16 protein-coding genes and 1 tRNA gene are annotated in these 14,336 nt (G+C 61.8%); 5 read left to right on the top strand and 12 right to left on the bottom strand.

What is annotated here, in order from left to right; translation table 11 throughout:
* Positions 1–143: 143 nt before the first annotated feature.
* Together QP140_RS09205 and bcp are read right to left on the bottom strand one after the other, a co-directional pair.
* A tRNA-Leu gene (locus QP140_RS09205) sits at positions 144–225 on the bottom strand.
* Positions 226–394: 169 nt separating this feature from the next.
* Positions 395–883 (bottom strand): thioredoxin-dependent thiol peroxidase, encoded by a 489-nt coding sequence (gene bcp, locus QP140_RS09200; protein WP_148812677.1) that lies wholly within the window; start codon positions 881–883, stop codon positions 395–397.
* Between the two features lie 114 nt (positions 884–997).
* On the opposite strand from bcp, the gene QP140_RS09195 reads away from it, so the two are divergent.
* Both QP140_RS09195 and QP140_RS09190 read left to right on the top strand, forming a co-directional pair.
* The gene (locus QP140_RS09195) at positions 998–1,276 is read left to right on the top strand and encodes a DUF3618 domain-containing protein (protein WP_012360697.1); all 279 of its coding nucleotides are present in this window, start codon (positions 998–1,000) and stop codon (positions 1,274–1,276) included.
* 13 nt (positions 1,277–1,289) lie between these two features.
* Complete coding sequence (locus QP140_RS09190) at positions 1,290–2,477, top strand: AbrB family transcriptional regulator (protein ID WP_284759334.1); 1,188 nt, start codon at positions 1,290–1,292, stop codon at positions 2,475–2,477.
* Here QP140_RS09190 and QP140_RS09185 read toward each other — a convergent pair.
* The 6 genes from QP140_RS09185 to phoU form a co-directional block, all read right to left on the bottom strand.
* Positions 2,404–3,405: an LLM class flavin-dependent oxidoreductase gene (locus QP140_RS09185; RefSeq protein WP_284759332.1), complete on the bottom strand. Its 1,002-nt coding sequence runs from the start codon at positions 3,403–3,405 to the stop codon at positions 2,404–2,406. The two genes, QP140_RS09190 and QP140_RS09185, sit on opposite strands and share 74 nt — an antisense overlap.
* Positions 3,406–3,598: 193 nt before the next feature.
* Positions 3,599–4,378, bottom strand: a complete 780-nt coding sequence (gene pstB, locus QP140_RS09180; protein WP_284759330.1) for a phosphate ABC transporter ATP-binding protein PstB — start codon at positions 4,376–4,378, stop codon at positions 3,599–3,601.
* A gap of 150 nt (positions 4,379–4,528) precedes the next feature.
* The gene (gene pstA, locus QP140_RS09175) at positions 4,529–5,728 is read right to left on the bottom strand and encodes a phosphate ABC transporter permease PstA (protein WP_284759328.1); all 1,200 of its coding nucleotides are present in this window, start codon (positions 5,726–5,728) and stop codon (positions 4,529–4,531) included.
* 4 nt (positions 5,729–5,732) lie between these two features.
* Positions 5,733–6,698: a phosphate ABC transporter permease subunit PstC gene (gene pstC / locus QP140_RS09170; RefSeq protein ID WP_070759081.1), complete on the bottom strand. Its 966-nt coding sequence runs from the start codon at positions 6,696–6,698 to the stop codon at positions 5,733–5,735.
* A 153-nt stretch (positions 6,699–6,851) separates the two neighbouring features.
* Complete coding sequence (pstS, locus tag QP140_RS09165) at positions 6,852–7,961, bottom strand: phosphate ABC transporter substrate-binding protein PstS (RefSeq protein ID WP_284759327.1); 1,110 nt, start codon at positions 7,959–7,961, stop codon at positions 6,852–6,854.
* Between the two features lie 242 nt (positions 7,962–8,203).
* A complete protein-coding gene (gene phoU / locus QP140_RS09160; RefSeq protein ID WP_070759079.1) occupies positions 8,204–8,926 on the bottom strand; it encodes a phosphate signaling complex protein PhoU in 723 nt (240 codons plus the stop codon).
* A 172-nt stretch (positions 8,927–9,098) separates the two neighbouring features.
* Between phoU and QP140_RS09155 the strand changes: the two genes are divergently transcribed.
* Both QP140_RS09155 and QP140_RS09150 read left to right on the top strand, forming a co-directional pair.
* Positions 9,099–10,271, top strand: coding sequence for a sensor histidine kinase (locus QP140_RS09155; protein WP_070759078.1), 1,173 nt, complete (start codon positions 9,099–9,101; stop codon positions 10,269–10,271).
* A gap of 31 nt (positions 10,272–10,302) precedes the next feature.
* Positions 10,303–10,986: a response regulator transcription factor gene (locus tag QP140_RS09150; protein ID WP_070759077.1), complete on the top strand. Its 684-nt coding sequence runs from the start codon at positions 10,303–10,305 to the stop codon at positions 10,984–10,986.
* 61 nt (positions 10,987–11,047) lie between these two features.
* Here the strand turns inward: QP140_RS09150 and QP140_RS09145 are convergent.
* Positions 11,048–12,390, bottom strand: a protein-coding gene (locus QP140_RS09145) for an IS3 family transposase (RefSeq protein WP_284759326.1) whose coding sequence is annotated in 2 segments (ribosomal slippage) — positions 11,048–11,949 and positions 11,949–12,390 — 1,344 coding nt in all. Because the reading frame shifts where the segments join, the coding sequence is not laid out codon by codon here.
* A gap of 233 nt (positions 12,391–12,623) precedes the next feature.
* Between QP140_RS09145 and QP140_RS09140 the strand changes: the two genes are divergently transcribed.
* A complete protein-coding gene (locus QP140_RS09140; protein WP_012360680.1) occupies positions 12,624–12,776 on the top strand; it encodes a hypothetical protein in 153 nt (50 codons plus the stop codon).
* 238 nt (positions 12,777–13,014) lie between these two features.
* Here the strand turns inward: QP140_RS09140 and QP140_RS10460 are convergent, their stop codons facing one another.
* The 3 genes from QP140_RS10460 to QP140_RS09130 form a co-directional block, all read right to left on the bottom strand.
* Positions 13,015–13,299, bottom strand: a complete 285-nt coding sequence (locus tag QP140_RS10460) for a carbohydrate-binding protein (RefSeq protein ID WP_410745959.1) — start codon at positions 13,297–13,299, stop codon at positions 13,015–13,017.
* Between the two features lie 450 nt (positions 13,300–13,749).
* A complete protein-coding gene (locus QP140_RS09135; protein WP_284759325.1) occupies positions 13,750–14,037 on the bottom strand; it encodes a hypothetical protein in 288 nt (95 codons plus the stop codon).
* A 179-nt stretch (positions 14,038–14,216) separates the two neighbouring features.
* Positions 14,217–14,336 (bottom strand): IS3 family transposase (locus QP140_RS09130; protein WP_284759337.1); only part of this gene is annotated, 120 nt, incomplete at its 5' end.

Genomic DNA, 14,336 nt, shown 5'->3' with positions numbered 1-14,336 from the left:
ACCTCGGCATCCAAAAAGGCTGGATCAAATAACCGCAACACGCCCGGAAAAGACACACTTTTCTTTACTTAACCCCCACGTGGCGTAACGAGTGCGGAAAGCAAAACACCCCGTGACCTGCATAGTCACGAGGTATTGACGAGTGCGCCTGGGGAGACTTGAACTCCCACGTCCTAGGACACTGGAACCTAAATCCAGCGCGTCTGCCAATTCCGCCACAGGCGCAGGTGGCGGTGTCCCGCCACGGCTAGGAACACTATAGCAACGCCGCCGGGGCGAAAACCTAACCGTGCTGGAAACTCATCATGGCATCACGATCGGACGAGCGCTGTGGGAACAGCCTTGCCAGGAGAGGGGCCGCAACCGAACCAGCAACGGCCACCGGGGCGACGTCCTAGGCCTCGAGCTCCTTCATAATGCGGACGACGTGCCCGGTTGCCTTGACGTTGTAGCGGGCCAGGGCGATCTTGCCCTTCTCGTCGACGAGGAAGGTCGAGCGGATCACGCCCTGGACGATCTTGCCGTAGTTCTTCTTCTCACCGAAGGCGCCATAGGCCGTCATGACGGCCTTGTCCGGGTCGGAGAGCAGCGGGAAAGTCAGCTCGTACTGATCGCGGAACTTCGCCAGGGCCGCTGGCTTGTCTGGGGAAATCCCCACCACATCGATGTTCTGGTCGTTCAGCTGGGCCAGAGAGTCTCGGAAGTCGCAGGCTTCCTTGGTGCAGCCCGGGGTGTTGGCTCGCGGGTAGAAGTACACAAGTACCTTCTTGCCGCGGTAATCCTTCAGATCGATCGTCTCACCCTTGTCAGAAGTGAGCGTGAAGCCCGGAGCCTCGTCGCCCTCGGTGAGGCGGATATTTGCTGTGTCATTGTTCTTTGTCATGCCGCCCAGCCTACGCGGATGACTAGCCGTGGGCTTTCGCACGCGAAGGCTGCGTATCCTCTACAATTGTTCAGAAGAAACGACTGATTTTTACCGTCTTTAGGGAGTATGTCCGTGGCACGGAGTATCGACGCTATCGAGCGTGACATTGAGCGCACCCGCAACCAGCTGGCCAAGACGCTGGACGAACTCGCGTTTCGCGCCGATCCGAAGAACCTCGCAGATGACGCTCGTGGGCAGGTCTCCGATTTCCTGCGCGAGCCGAAGGTTCAGATGGTGCTGGGAGGGGTGGCCGCTGGTGTCGTCCTGCTGGTCGCCGCAACCGTTTCCTCCAAGCGTAAGGAGAAGAAGCAGGTCCGCGAGATCCAGCGCCTGCTCGCTTCCACTCGCTAACTGAAGATTCGGCTTGTTAGGTCGAATTTCCACGCTGAGCGCGATCTCGCTGGCGTTGGCACTTCTGTGCACCGCCATCGGGGTTCCCGCAGCGTGGATTTTTGCTTTTCTCGTTCTTTTCGGTGCCGACGCCGTGTTCAGCGGCCGGGCGACGATTCCCCCTGCCTTTTTGATGACGCCCGCCCAGGTGCTCATCGCGATGTTGTGCGCAGGTCCCTTGGCTACCGTCAGTGGCGGCCAGGTGGCCAGTTATCTGGCTCCGGCCGCGCTTTCCCTGGTGGTCACGCTGGTGGTGTGCGCCTTCGGGGCGTGGTTGCTGCACCGCGTCAACGGGGTGGACGGCGCAACCGGTCTGCTGGCCACCCTCGCGGGCGGGGCCTCCGGGATGGTGCTGATCGCCCGGGATGTGCGCGCGGACGTACAGTTCGTCACCCTGACGCAGTACCTGCGGCTCACGGTGATCGTGTTTACCCTGCCAGGCCTGGTTGCGTGGTTGTCCACCTATTCGGACGCTCCGGGCGCCGACAGCGTTGGCCCGGGCAGTGCGGGGGAGGCTGCCGGTGCCGCGGACCCAAGCCTATGGGACGGGGTGGTGGCCGCCGCGGGGAGCTTCTGGCGTACCCCCTGGCAGGGAGTGCTGGGAGCCCTGGCGGTCGGCCTGATCGTGTGGCTGATCGTGAAGGCCACCGCCCCGCTGTTCAAGATCCCCAGCCCCTACCTGATTGTCTCCATGGCCGTGGTCGTGGCCGCGATCGCCGCGGGTGTGCCCCAGGAGTTCGTGCTCCCCGAGGGGCTGGTCGTGAACCTGGCTTATGCGATCATCGGCATCCAGGCTGGCGGCACCCTCACCAAGGGCGCGTTGCGGCAGTTCAGCGCGGCACTACCGATGTTGCTGGGCGTGCTGCTGCTCATGGTGGCAAGCTCGTTGGCCACCGGCTGGTTCATCGCGTGGACCAGCGATTTCGATATTTTGGACGCCTACCTGGCCACCGTCCCGGGCGGAGTTTACGCCGTACTGGCCTTCGCCCACGATTCGGGCTCCGATCCGCTGGTGACGGTGGTGCAGGTCCTGCGCGTCCTGGTAATGCTCATCGCAGGGGCGTTTGCCCCCACGGTGATCGACTGGCTTAGGAGGACAAGCCCCACGCGTCGGACAGGATCTCCATCCCGCGACGCTGCTGATCGCCCGACGGCGCGTTAAGGGAAATCATCAGCTCGTCGGCCTGGGCATGCTGGGTGAACCACTCGAGGTACTCCCGCACCTGCTCGCCCGTGCCGACCGCGGTGTAACGCAGCATGTCGAGGATCTGCTGGCCGCCAGGGGACTGGATCACCAGATCCAGCTCCTCATCGGTAAAAGTCCGCCCGCCACGGGAAGCCATCTCCCGGACGCGCTTGCGGCCGACCTGCTTGTGCTGCTCGAGCGCGTCCTCTTCGGTATCGGCGGCGGTGACGTTCACCGCGGCGATCACATAGGGCTCCGGGTGCTCTGGGGAGGGTTGGTAGTTCTCCCGGTACACGCTGACCGCCTGCTCGAGCGCGGCCGGCGCGAAGTGGGAGGCGAAGGAGTAGGGCAAGCCCAGCTTCGCGGCGAGCTGCGCGCCGAAGAGGGAGGATCCGAGGATATAGAGCGGCACATTCGTCCCCGCGCCGGGGACCGCCCGCACCCCAGGAACGACGGAGCGGTCCGTGAGGTAACCGTTGAGTTCGGCGACATCGCTGGGGAAGTTCTCCGCATTGCGCGGGTCGCGGCGCAGGGCACGGAGGGTGTTCTGGTCGGTGCCAGGTGCCCGGCCAAGGCCCAGGTCAATGCGACCCGGGTGCAGCTCCGCGAGAGTGCCGAACTGTTCGGCGACCACGAGAGGGGAGTGGTTCGGCAGCATGACGCCGCCCGCGCCCAGGTTGATGGAGTTGGTGTTCGCCGCGACGTGGGCGATGAGCACCGCCGGCGCGGAGCTGGCGATGGAGCGCATGTTGTGGTGCTCGGCGTACCAGATGCGCTTGAAGCCGAGCTGCTCGGCGCGCTGGGCGAAGCTCACGGAGCGCTCGAAGGAGGCGCCGGGGCGTTCGCCGTCGAAGATCAGCGCGAAGTCGATCAGGGACAGTGGGGTGTGATTCGAGTTAGTCATCACCACCGTCTTACCACCGAGCAGCAAGTGACGGGGTGGCCGCCGAGGTTGAGCCCGTCAGCTGGGCTGGGCGTGCGAGTATTTATCGCTCGAGCTTAGGGCTCGGGGTCGGTTCGTGCGCCCGGGCAAGCATAGGAAAAGGGGCCTGCCGGGAATGTCCCGACAGACCCCTTTAAGAAGCCCCAGCGCAGGTTTAGCCGAAGCGGCCCGAGATGTAGTTCTGGGTCTCTTCCTTATCCGGCTTGCTGAACAGCTGCTTGGTGTCGTTGAACTCGATCAGCCTGCCCGGCTTGCCGGCACCCGCGATGTTGAAGAACGCGGTCTTGTCGGACACACGCGCGGCCTGCTGCATGTTGTGGGTCACGATGACGACGGTGAAGCGGTCCTTTAGCGTGTTGATCAGGTCCTCGATAGCCAAGGTGGAGATCGGGTCGAGCGCGGAGCACGGCTCGTCCATGAGCAGGACCTCTGGCTCCACGGCGATGGCACGCGCGATGCACAGGCGCTGCTGCTGACCGCCGGAGAGGCCAGAGCCCGGCTTGTCCAGGCGGTCCTTGACCTCCTCCCAGAGGTTCGCGCCACGCAGTGCCTTCTCGGTCAGCTCGTCGGCCTCGGACTTGGAGAGCTTCTTGTTGTTCAGGCGAACGCCGGCCAGCACGTTGTCCTGGATGGACATCGTGGGGAAGGGGTTGGCCTTCTGGAAGACCATGCCCACCTCGCGGCGGACGTTGACCGGGTCGACGCCAGCGCCGTAGATGTCCTTGCCATCCATCTTCACACTGCCCTCGACGCGGGCACCCGGGATGACCTCGTGCATGCGGTTCAGGGTGCGCAGCACGGTGGACTTACCACAGCCGGACGGGCCGATGAAGGCGGTGACGGACTTCGGCTCGATGGTCATGGTCACCCCCTCGACCGCGCGGAAATCGCCGTAGAAGATGTTCAGATCCTCGATGTCGATTTGCTTAGACATTTTTCCTCCAGTGTTTTGTGTGCGCACCGCTTCGGGTGGGCGGGGAGCCGGTTTCTTTGGGACGTCGCCGGCTCGGCGTGGGTGATTAAGTTCTTCTTTTTGGGGTGTTGCTCCCGGGGTCGGGCCCGGGAGCGGTATTTCCCCGTGGCCTTAGCGGCCTGACTTCGGGGCGAGCACCTTCGACAGGATGCGGGCGCCGAGGTTGAGGAGCATCACGATGACAATGAGCACGAGGGCTGCGGCCCAGGCGCGGTCGGTGGACGCGATGGCTGCGGTACCAGGTGCGGTCGGGCGGGTGACGGAGTCGTAGATGAAGGTCGGCAGGGTGGACATCCAGCCGGAGAAGACGTTCCAGTTCACGTTCGCGGCGAAGCCCGCGGTGACCATGATCGGGGCGGTCTCACCGATGACACGCGCGATGGCGATGGTGATGCCGGACAGGATGCCGGAGATCGCGGTCGGCAGGACGATCTTCATGATGGTCTTCCACTTCGGCACACCCAGGGCGTAGGAGGCCTCGCGCAGGTCGTGCGGCACCAGTCGCAGGATCTCCTCCGTGTTGCGCACCACGACCGGGATCATGAGCACGGAGAGGGCCACGGCGGCGGAAATACCGGACTTGGCGGCCGTCAGGTTCTCAGGGGCGACCAGCTCGATCACCGTGGAGAACAGGGAGTACGCGAACAGACCAGCGACGATGGACGGGATGCCCGTCATGACGTCCACGAAGAAGGTGATGGCACGGCCGAGAGCGCCGGACTTCTTGTCATTGGCGTACTCCACCAGGTAGATCGCGCAGAGCACGCCGATTGGGATGGAGATGATTGCCGCGGCGAGGGTGATCAGCAGGGTACCGACGATCGCGTGGTGGAAACCACCCATGAGCTCGGACTCGCCGGCCGCGAACTCCTTATCGTAGATGCCCTTCATGCCCTCCATGGAGCGGTTCAGCAGGGAGCTGTTTTCGATCAGCACCGGGCCACCCTTTTCGATGGCCATCCACAGCAGGGAGACCAGCGGCACCAGCGCGAGGGCGAAGGCGGAAGAGACGAGCACGGTGGCCACGCGGTCCACGGCCTTGCGCTTGCCCTCGACGGCGGCGGACCAGGCGAAGGTCACCACCAGGTTGAACAGTCCGGCCAGGAAGGCGGCCAGGGCGATGGAGAAACCATCCGAGACGAGGGCCGTCACGACGATCGCGGCAATGACGGACCCAGCGACGATGGCGTAGGGAGCCCACTTCGGCAGGTGGTTGACGACCAGGCGTGAGGCGCTGCTGTTGCCCTTCGCGGGGGCCGGTGCGCCCTCACGTGGGGTGTCAGCGGTTGCGGTGTTCTTCTTGTCAGCCATGAGATCAGTGCCCCTTGACGGTCGTGCGTGCGACGATCCAGCGTGCAGTCATGTTCACGACCAGGGTGATGGTGAACAGGACCAGGCCGATCGAGATGAGTTCGGACATGCGCAGGCCCGCTGCCTCTGGGAAGTTCTGCGCGATCTCTGCTGCGATGGTTTGGTTACCGGACAGCAGCAGGGAGACGATGAGGCCACCGGAGGAGAGCACCATGGCCACCGCCATGGTCTCACCGAGCGCGCGGCCGAGACCCAGCATCACGGCGGAGACGATGCCGGAGATACCGAAAGGCAGCACGGCCATGCGGATCATTTCCCAGCGGGTCGCGCCGAGAGCCAGGGCCGCTTCCTCCTGCAGGCGCGGGGTCTGCAGGAAGACCTCGCGGACCAGAGAGGTGATGATCGGCAGAATCATGATGGACAGCACCAGGCTGGCAGTGAGCAGGGTGCGGCCGGTCTGGGAGACAGCGCCGTCGTCATCCGCGGAGAAAATCGGGATCCACCCGAGGTACTTCGCGAACCACTCGTAGAGCGGGACGAAGCTACTGGACAGTGCCAGACCCCAGAGGCCATAGACGACGGACGGGATGGCAGCCAGCAGGTCGATCGTGTATCCCAGCACCGGGGCCAGCTTGCGGGGTGCCATGTGCGTCGTGAACAGGGCGATGCCGATGGCAAACGGAGTGGCCACGATCAGGGAGATGATCGCGGAGATCAACGTGCCGATGATCAGCGGGAATACGTAGGGGAGGAAGCCACGGCCACCGGTGATGGTCGACGGGTCGTCGAAGGACGCCTTGATGGTGTCCGTGGACTGCAGGAAGAGGAAGAACGCGACACCGGCGAGGATGGCGAGGATCAGGACGCCGGCGGCGAGGGCGAGGAAAGAAAAGATTCTGTCCCCGGGCCTCACGACGGTTCCCTTCTTTGCCTGCTTCGTGGGCGCAGCGGTGGCTGTGTCAGCTGACAAGAGAGCTCCTGTGCGGGGTGGGTGAGGGGTGGTATGGGGTGCAAATCAAAATGGTTAATTCGCACGTGAAGCTGGGTTGGTCGTTCGAGAGATTTTTTCGAAAGACCAACCCAGCCTCGTGTTTAGGATGCGAGCGTCAGGGACGCAGCGCTGTTACTTCTTGACCTCGATCTGGTCGAGGACCTTGGTGATCTTGCCGCGCAGCTCGTCGGAGATCGGGGCGGAGCCGGCGTTGTCCGCTGCGGACTGCTGGCCCTCCTCGCTGATAACGAAGTTCTCCCAGGCCTTGACCAGGTCGACCTTCTCCTGGCTGTCGTAGCTGGAGCAGACGATGTGGTAGGAGACCAGGACGATCGGGTAAGCGCCCTCGGCGTCGATGTCGCGCTTCAGCTCGACGGCGATGTCGCCCTCGTGGCGGTTCTCGGCAACCGGGGACTCGTCGACGACCTTGGCGGCAGCCTCTGGGGTGTACTCGACGAAGTCCTCGCCGACCTTGATGGCGGCCTTGCCCATGTCGTCGGAGATGGCGGAGGCGTCGGCGTAACCGATCGCGCCCTCGGTGTCTGCGACGAGGGAGACCACACCGTCGGTGCCCTGTGCGGCCTCGCCGCCGTACTCAGCCGGGAACTCCTCGGCAGCCTCGTGCGGCCACTCGGCCTCAGCGGCCTTGTTGAGGTAGTCGGTGAAGTTCTTGGTGGTGCCGGACTCGTCAGAGCGGTGAACGGCGGTGATCTTGGTGTCCGGGAGGTCTGCCTCCGGGTTCAGCTTGGCGATCTCCGGGTCATCCCACTTGGTGATCTTGCCAGCGAAGATCTTCGCCGCGGTGGCAGCGTCGAGGTTCAGCTTGTCCACGCCCTTGAGGTTGAAGGCGATGGCGATGGGGGAGACGTAGACCGGGAACTCGAATGCGCCGTTCTCGCCACAGACCTTCTTGGACTGCGAGATCTCGTCTTCATCCATGAAGGCATCGGAGCCAGCGAAGTCGGCCTTACCTGCCAGGAACTGCTTGCGGCCGGCACCAGAGCCATCCGGGGAGTAGTTGATGTTCGCACCGGAGTTCTGAGCAGAGAAGTCGGTGGTCCACGCCTGGATGGCGGCCTTCTGGGAGGATGCGCCGATGCCAACGAGGCTGCCGGAGACCTGCTGGCCGTCGTTGCCGGAGCCAGCCTCCTGGTCGCCGGTGGCGGAGTTACCGCCGCAGGCGGTCAGGGTGAGAGCGGCTGCAGTCAGGACTGCAGCTGGAGCGAGGCGGTTGAGCTTCACTTAAGGGGCCTTTCTTCTTTCAACTACGTGCGGGGTTTCCCCGATACGAATGAAAAGATAAAAGGCGTGGGTGACGACTGCTTCCCTTTCAGGTGAACCTTAGGTGAAGTTTTGGTTCTTCCAGCTCAGGGGCCGTTTTTGGAGACTTTTTTGTTGTGAAGACGCCTCTGGCCCGGGTTTGTTACCAAACCCGGGCCAGAAAATACTCGCGGTGTCGCGTGCTGCCGCGCCAGGGGAGCGGCTTAGCTCTGCTCGCCCTCCGCCGGGGTGTCGGTCAGTGGCTTGCGACCACTCTGGGTGTCGTACATGCTCGCGAGCGTCGGCTCGAAGCTGCCGGTCAGCAGGTACTCCACGCGGTGGGAGACGTTGACCGCCTGGTCGCCGAAGCGCTCGAAGTAGCGGGAGATCAGGGTGACATCCGCGATCTGGCTCGGGGAGATCTCGCTGCGCGCCAGCTCGCCGATGATGGTGAACACCCGCAGGTGCAGCGTGTCCATTTCCTCGTCGATAGCGGCGATCATCGGGACGGCGGAGGTTCCCGGCTCGGTGAGCAGCTGGACGAGGGCACGCCCGATGCGCACGGCAGTGGTGCCCATGTGCGTGAACACGTCGCGGAACTGATCCGGGAGGGCGTTCTCCGGGTAACGGATGCGCACCAGGGAGCCGATGTGGCGGGCGAGGTCGCCCATACGCTCGATGGCCACGGACATCTTGAGCGCGGAAATAACCACGCGCAGGTCGGCGGCGACTGGGGCCTGCAGGGCGAGGACTTCTGCGGAGCGCTGGTCCAGGTCGGCCTGCATGCCGTCGATGGAATCATCATCGCTGATGACCTGCTGTGCCAGCTCCAGGTCATTATTCAGCAGCGCCTCCACGGACTTTTCCATGGCGGAGGTGGCCTTCTCGGCCATTTCGACGAGGCTGTCTGCGATAGATTCGAGTTCGTTGCGGAAGACTTCGCGCACTCGAGGTCCTTTCTGTACAAATCCAGTGTGGGCGAGACCCACGGCAATCAAAGACGAGGCTTGCAGCCGGAGGTGAACTCGGAGTTTCAGTGGTGTGAATTCCACACGAAACCTTGCGCTCAGCCCCACCCGCGCCGTGGTCAGCCGCCTGCTTGCAGTTTAGAGTGGGGGCGTGGATGTGTTGCTCATTTCGCTTATCGCTGGTGCGGTCGGCGTTGTTTTAGGTGTTGTGCTCAGTCTCGTTATTCGGGCAGTGGGGCGTCGCCGCCAGGTCGTCGAAGAGGACCCGGACGACGGGCTGCCAGCGGGGATGGACGAGGTCCTAGCTGCACTTCCCAGCGCCGCCGTCGTCATTGACTCGGACGGGGAGGTGATCAAGGCCTCCACCGCGGCCTACGCCCTGGGGTTGGTCGACGGTCCAGCTTTTGGTTCACCGCAGTTGCAGGAGACGGTGGCCCGGGTGGCGGATCGTCGTATTTACGAGGACGTCAACTTCGTCATTAAACACGACGCGAACGAATACTCCCGCCGCTTCCTGCACGCGGGCGTCGCCCCACTGGGTAAGGGCTATGTGCTGGTGTTGTGCGATGACGAGACGGAGTTCCACCGCGTCGAGGCTGTGCGCCGCGACTTTGTGGCCAACGTGTCCCACGAGCTGAAGACCCCCATCGGTGCGATCTCCCTGCTGGCCGAGGCCGTGACGGACTACTCTGATGACCCGGAGGCGGTGCACCGCTTCGGGGGCAAGATCCAGAAGGAATCCACCCGGCTGGTCCACCTGGTGCAGGAGATCATCGACCTCTCCCAGGTCCAGGACAACGAGGGGCTCGAGTCCTCTGCTGTCATTGAGGTGGCCGAGGTGGTGGAGGAGGCGATCGACCGGGCACGGACGAACGCGGAATCCAAGAACATCACGATCAACGTCGCGCTAAGCCCCGACCTGCGGGTAGAGGGCTCCTTCGATCTGCTGGCTAAGGCAGTGCGCAACCTGGTGGATAACGCAGTCAATTACTCCAGTGCCGACACCGAGGTCGGCATCAGTACTGAGCGACGAGGCAATTCCGTGGCGGTGATCGTGACGGACCACGGCATCGGGATGAGCTCGAAGGAGACGGACCGCATCTTTGAGCGTTTTTACCGGGTGGATAAGGCGCGGTCCCGCAACACTGGCGGCACCGGCCTGGGGCTGTCGATCGTGAAGCACATCATCGCCACGCATGGCGGCAAGATCAAGGTCTGGAGCCGGCAGGGTGAGGGTTCGACGTTTACGGTTCTCCTGCCGCTCGCACACGTCGACCGGCAGTACGACAACGCAGCGTCCAGCGAAGTAGTGGCTGGCGGCTAGGCCGTCGGTACGTGAGAGAGGAATAAGGAAGATGACGAAGATTCTGTTGGTTGAGGACGAGGAGTCCCTGTCCGATCCGCTGTCCTACCTGCTGGAGCGGGAGGGGTATGACGTCTCGATCGCGGAGGACGGCCTGAAGGCTGTCGAGATGTTTGAGCTGCACGGCGCGGACATCATCCTGCTGGACCTCATGCTGCCAGGCTTGCCGGGGACGGAGGTATGCCGGGCGATCCGGGCGAAGTCCATGGTTCCGATCATCATGCTGACGGCGAAGGATACGGAGATCGATAAGGTCGTCGGCCTGGAGCTGGGGGCGGACGATTACGTGACGAAGCCGTATTCCTCCCGTGAGCTGCTGGCCCGTATCCGGGCGGTACTGCGCCGTGGTCAGGCCCAGGGATCGGAGGGTGGCAGCACTGTGCTGGAGGCCGGGGGAGTGCGCGTGGACGTGGACCGTTACGTGGTCACGGTACGTGGGGAGGATATGCAGCTGCCGCTGAAGGAGTTTGAGCTGCTGGAGATGCTGGTGCGCAACGCCGGGCGCGTGATGACCCGTGACCAGCTGATCGACCGTGTGTGGGGCTCGGACTACGTGGGTGATACGAAGACGCTCGACGTCCACGTCAAGCGGCTGCGCACGAAGATTGAGGAGAATCCTTCGAAGCCGGAGCTGCTGGTGACCCTGCGCGGGCTGGGCTATAAGTTCAACGCCTAGACATAAAGAAATCCCCCGGCAGGGGAATGAACTAGCCCCCGAAAGTTGGACTGGTTTAATTCTAGGCGGTGAGGGCTTCAAGGGTCTGATTCCGATATTGCATCGGGGTCAGGCCCTTGAGTCGTTGTTGGACGCGTTCGGTGTTGTACCACCCGATGTACTCGTCGATCGCTTGGTTGAACTCTGCGACCGTGTCGAAGACCTCACCGTGGTACATCTCTGTCTTCAAGTGCCCGAAGAAGTTCTCCATGACCGCGTTGTCGTAACAGTTGGCTTTACGCGACATCGACTGCACACCACCGTTGTCGCCGATCAGATTGCGCCACGAGGAATGCTGGTACTGGAAACCTTGATCGGTGTGCATCATCCACCCGGGTTCAGGTGCACACGCTGTGATTGCCTTGGACAAAGAATCGGTGGTCAACGCTGTCGACGGCGATGTAGCCACAGTGTGGGCAACGATCGAGCGATCGAACAAGTCCATCACCGGTGACAAATACACCTTGCGGCCTTGGACCCTGAACTCGGTGACGTCGCTGACAAAGACGGTATTCGGCCTATCTGGGGTGAACCTGCGGTCAAGCGTGTTGTCAGCGATGTGGCTGATCGTCCCAGTGTAGGAAACATATGGCCTGCGCTGGCGGATCTTGGCTCGAAGCCCCATCTCGCACATGAGTTTGTACACGAGCTTGTGGTTGACCACCCAGCCTTGGTTCCGCAGGTCAAGTAGGACCCGCCTATAGCCGTAGCGATGCTTGTTCCGTTCGAAGCACTCCCGGATCGCGGCTTTGAGCGCTGCGTGCTTATCCGGCTTGTTGAGGCGTTTCTGGTGGTAGAAGAACGTCGACCTCGGCATGCCTGCCGCATCCAAAAGGTATTGCAGACGATGCTGTGACTTGAGGATGACAATCGCCTGGACTTTCAGGCGTGTCCCTGGTTCCTCAAGTCCCGCAATTTTTTTAAGTAAGCGTTTTCCGCTTCCAACCGCGCGATCTGACGGCGAAGCTTGTCTTCTTCTGTAAGCTGCTTCGGTGCAGCCGAGCCTTTGGGCCTGCCCTTCGGTTTCGGTGTCAACGCGTCATCGCCGCCTGTGCGCCATTTCCGGAACCAATCTTTGACGAGCTGGTCTGACGACAGGCCAAACTCGCGGGCAAGATCCATTCTTGTCTCGCCGGCAAGGTAGCGTTGGACAACTTCCTTTTTGATCTCGAACGAGTACTGCTGCTTAGTCGGTTTCTCCACAAGACATAGCCTGCCATGCAGCTGAAACCGACGATAGAGTTTGCGCGTCACATCTCTCGAAACTCCAACCACCTTCGCAGCAGCATGGCTCCCCATGCCCTGCTCGAAACACTCCACTAACTGTTCACGCTGATGCTCGCTCAGCGAACTTCGTGCTCTCAATGGAAACTGCTCCCCACTAGTCGGTAACTGATTTCTCAGTCCAACTAATGGGGAGCAGTTCAGGAACTGAACTGCTCCTCACTAGTTGGTAACTGATTTTTCAGTCCAACTAATGGGGAGCAGTTCAATCATTGCCGTTATACTCCAGACAATCCAGGTCTGGCAGGGATGGAAGAAATAACCCCTGGGAGGGGCTACCTCCAACACTACCGAACAAAAGATAGGAGCAGATCATGAATCTGCGCACCATCAGCGCACTCGCGGGATTTGTCACTGCCATCATCTACGCGAGGAGTGAAAAACCCTCCAAGGTGCTTATTGCCGCCATTTGCGGGGCATCTGCATGGAACCTCGTCGACTCGCTTAACTCTGGTGACGACAAGTGAGGCCACTAATCACGAACCCAGAAACAGGGGCGGTGCTCTGGACGATCAGGGAGTGCGCAGCTCACTGTGGGATTACTGAATCCTCGTGGCGCTCGTACGTACGCCGGGGCATGCCCCCTGAGAAAGTCGGTGAAGTTAACAGGATGACGCCGCTATGGGATGCGGAGGAGGTGAAGGCCTGGCAAGTTGGTCGGCCAGGCTCTCCAGTACCGAACGCGCCGACCGCAACGAAGAAGTCCTAGCGAATCTTCTTCCAGTACGCATGCGCCGTCACAGGCGTCCACCCCGCGGCTGCATGGTGATCCCCAGTGCACTCGTAAACCCCACCGTCATAAACAATCACGTCGCCAGCAGCGTAATCCCTACCGTCCGAATAGGCAGACGGAACCAACACATCAGGTGTTACCGAATCGATAGAGTCGTCTGCGTGCTCGGCCACCTCCTTCCGGGGACGTACCGACTCAGTGACATCCCTCCACACCGGCGAGTAAACACCTGGAGCACCCGGAGTCCAATGATTCATATCTACTCCGGATTCCCAGACTTGGCCCTGGTGCATCATGACTGCCCCGCGCGGATACATCAGGGGGTGGGATGTGCCCGGATCAACCCACGCGGCGATGTCTTCGTCAGCGGCACGGGCGCTTTCGATGCTGCTGTAGTTGGGAGCTGGGATTACCCCGTCGTGCTGTAGCTCTTGGATGATCTCCTGCTGCCCGGCGCGTCCGGGTTTTTGTTCGTGGTGAGCTTTGCTACGTCTGCTGGGGTGGGGGTTGGCTTATCCATGGTGCTCCTCCTGGGAGTGCGACAGTCATGTTTTGGGCATAGCAAAACCCCACCCCCTCTTTCGACGCGAGCGCCGGGCTCGTTGTGTGTCTTCTGAAGGGAATGGGGTTTTGCAGAGGCCATGCGGGGATTCGAACCCCGGCTTTACCCGTCCAGGTGGCCGATATGAAGTTATGCAGCAGGGGGGTTAGAGGGCTCCTACTTTTAGCGCGAGGAACTCGTCGGGGTCGTAGCCCCACAAGAGGTCGAAGTTATCGCGGATGATGTCTCTGATTTCCTGGTCGTAGAAATCGGGGAAGCCGCCGATCAGGATATCCATTGCATCGACATAGAGCCCGGCTTCTCCCGATTCGTTAGCCCAGCGAACGTCTCTTTCGTCGAATTCATCATGAACTTGTGTTTCGACGGGGTATTTTTCCCGGAAATATGCGTAGAGCTCGGCAGCGCTTTGGAACTTCTTGTTGATTTTCCTCACCCTCTCGCGGGAAGGCCTCGCGGTGATGCGCCAAGCGTGTCAAGCTCGGCAGGTTGCGATGGCCTCTTCGCTTCCAAGGATACCCAGTCGCCGGGTGTGATTTTTGAAGGATGCTTGGATGAGCGATGCGGGGTTAAGTGACAAAAGGGGACGCGGACATTTTGTTGGACAGTTTCGGGTCACGCTACATGAAGTTTTCGGTAGGCGGTGATACTCACACCGCCTAGACTGGTTTTGATCCGGTGGTTGTTATAGAACTCGATGTATCGCGCGATGGCTTCTTCGAGCTCTTTGGTGGT

The sequence above is a fragment of the Corynebacterium sp. UMB9976 genome (assembly GCF_030212265.1).
Lineage (GTDB): Bacteria > Actinomycetota > Actinomycetes > Mycobacteriales > Mycobacteriaceae > Corynebacterium.
This window is presented reverse-complemented; position numbering and strand designations above follow the sequence as displayed.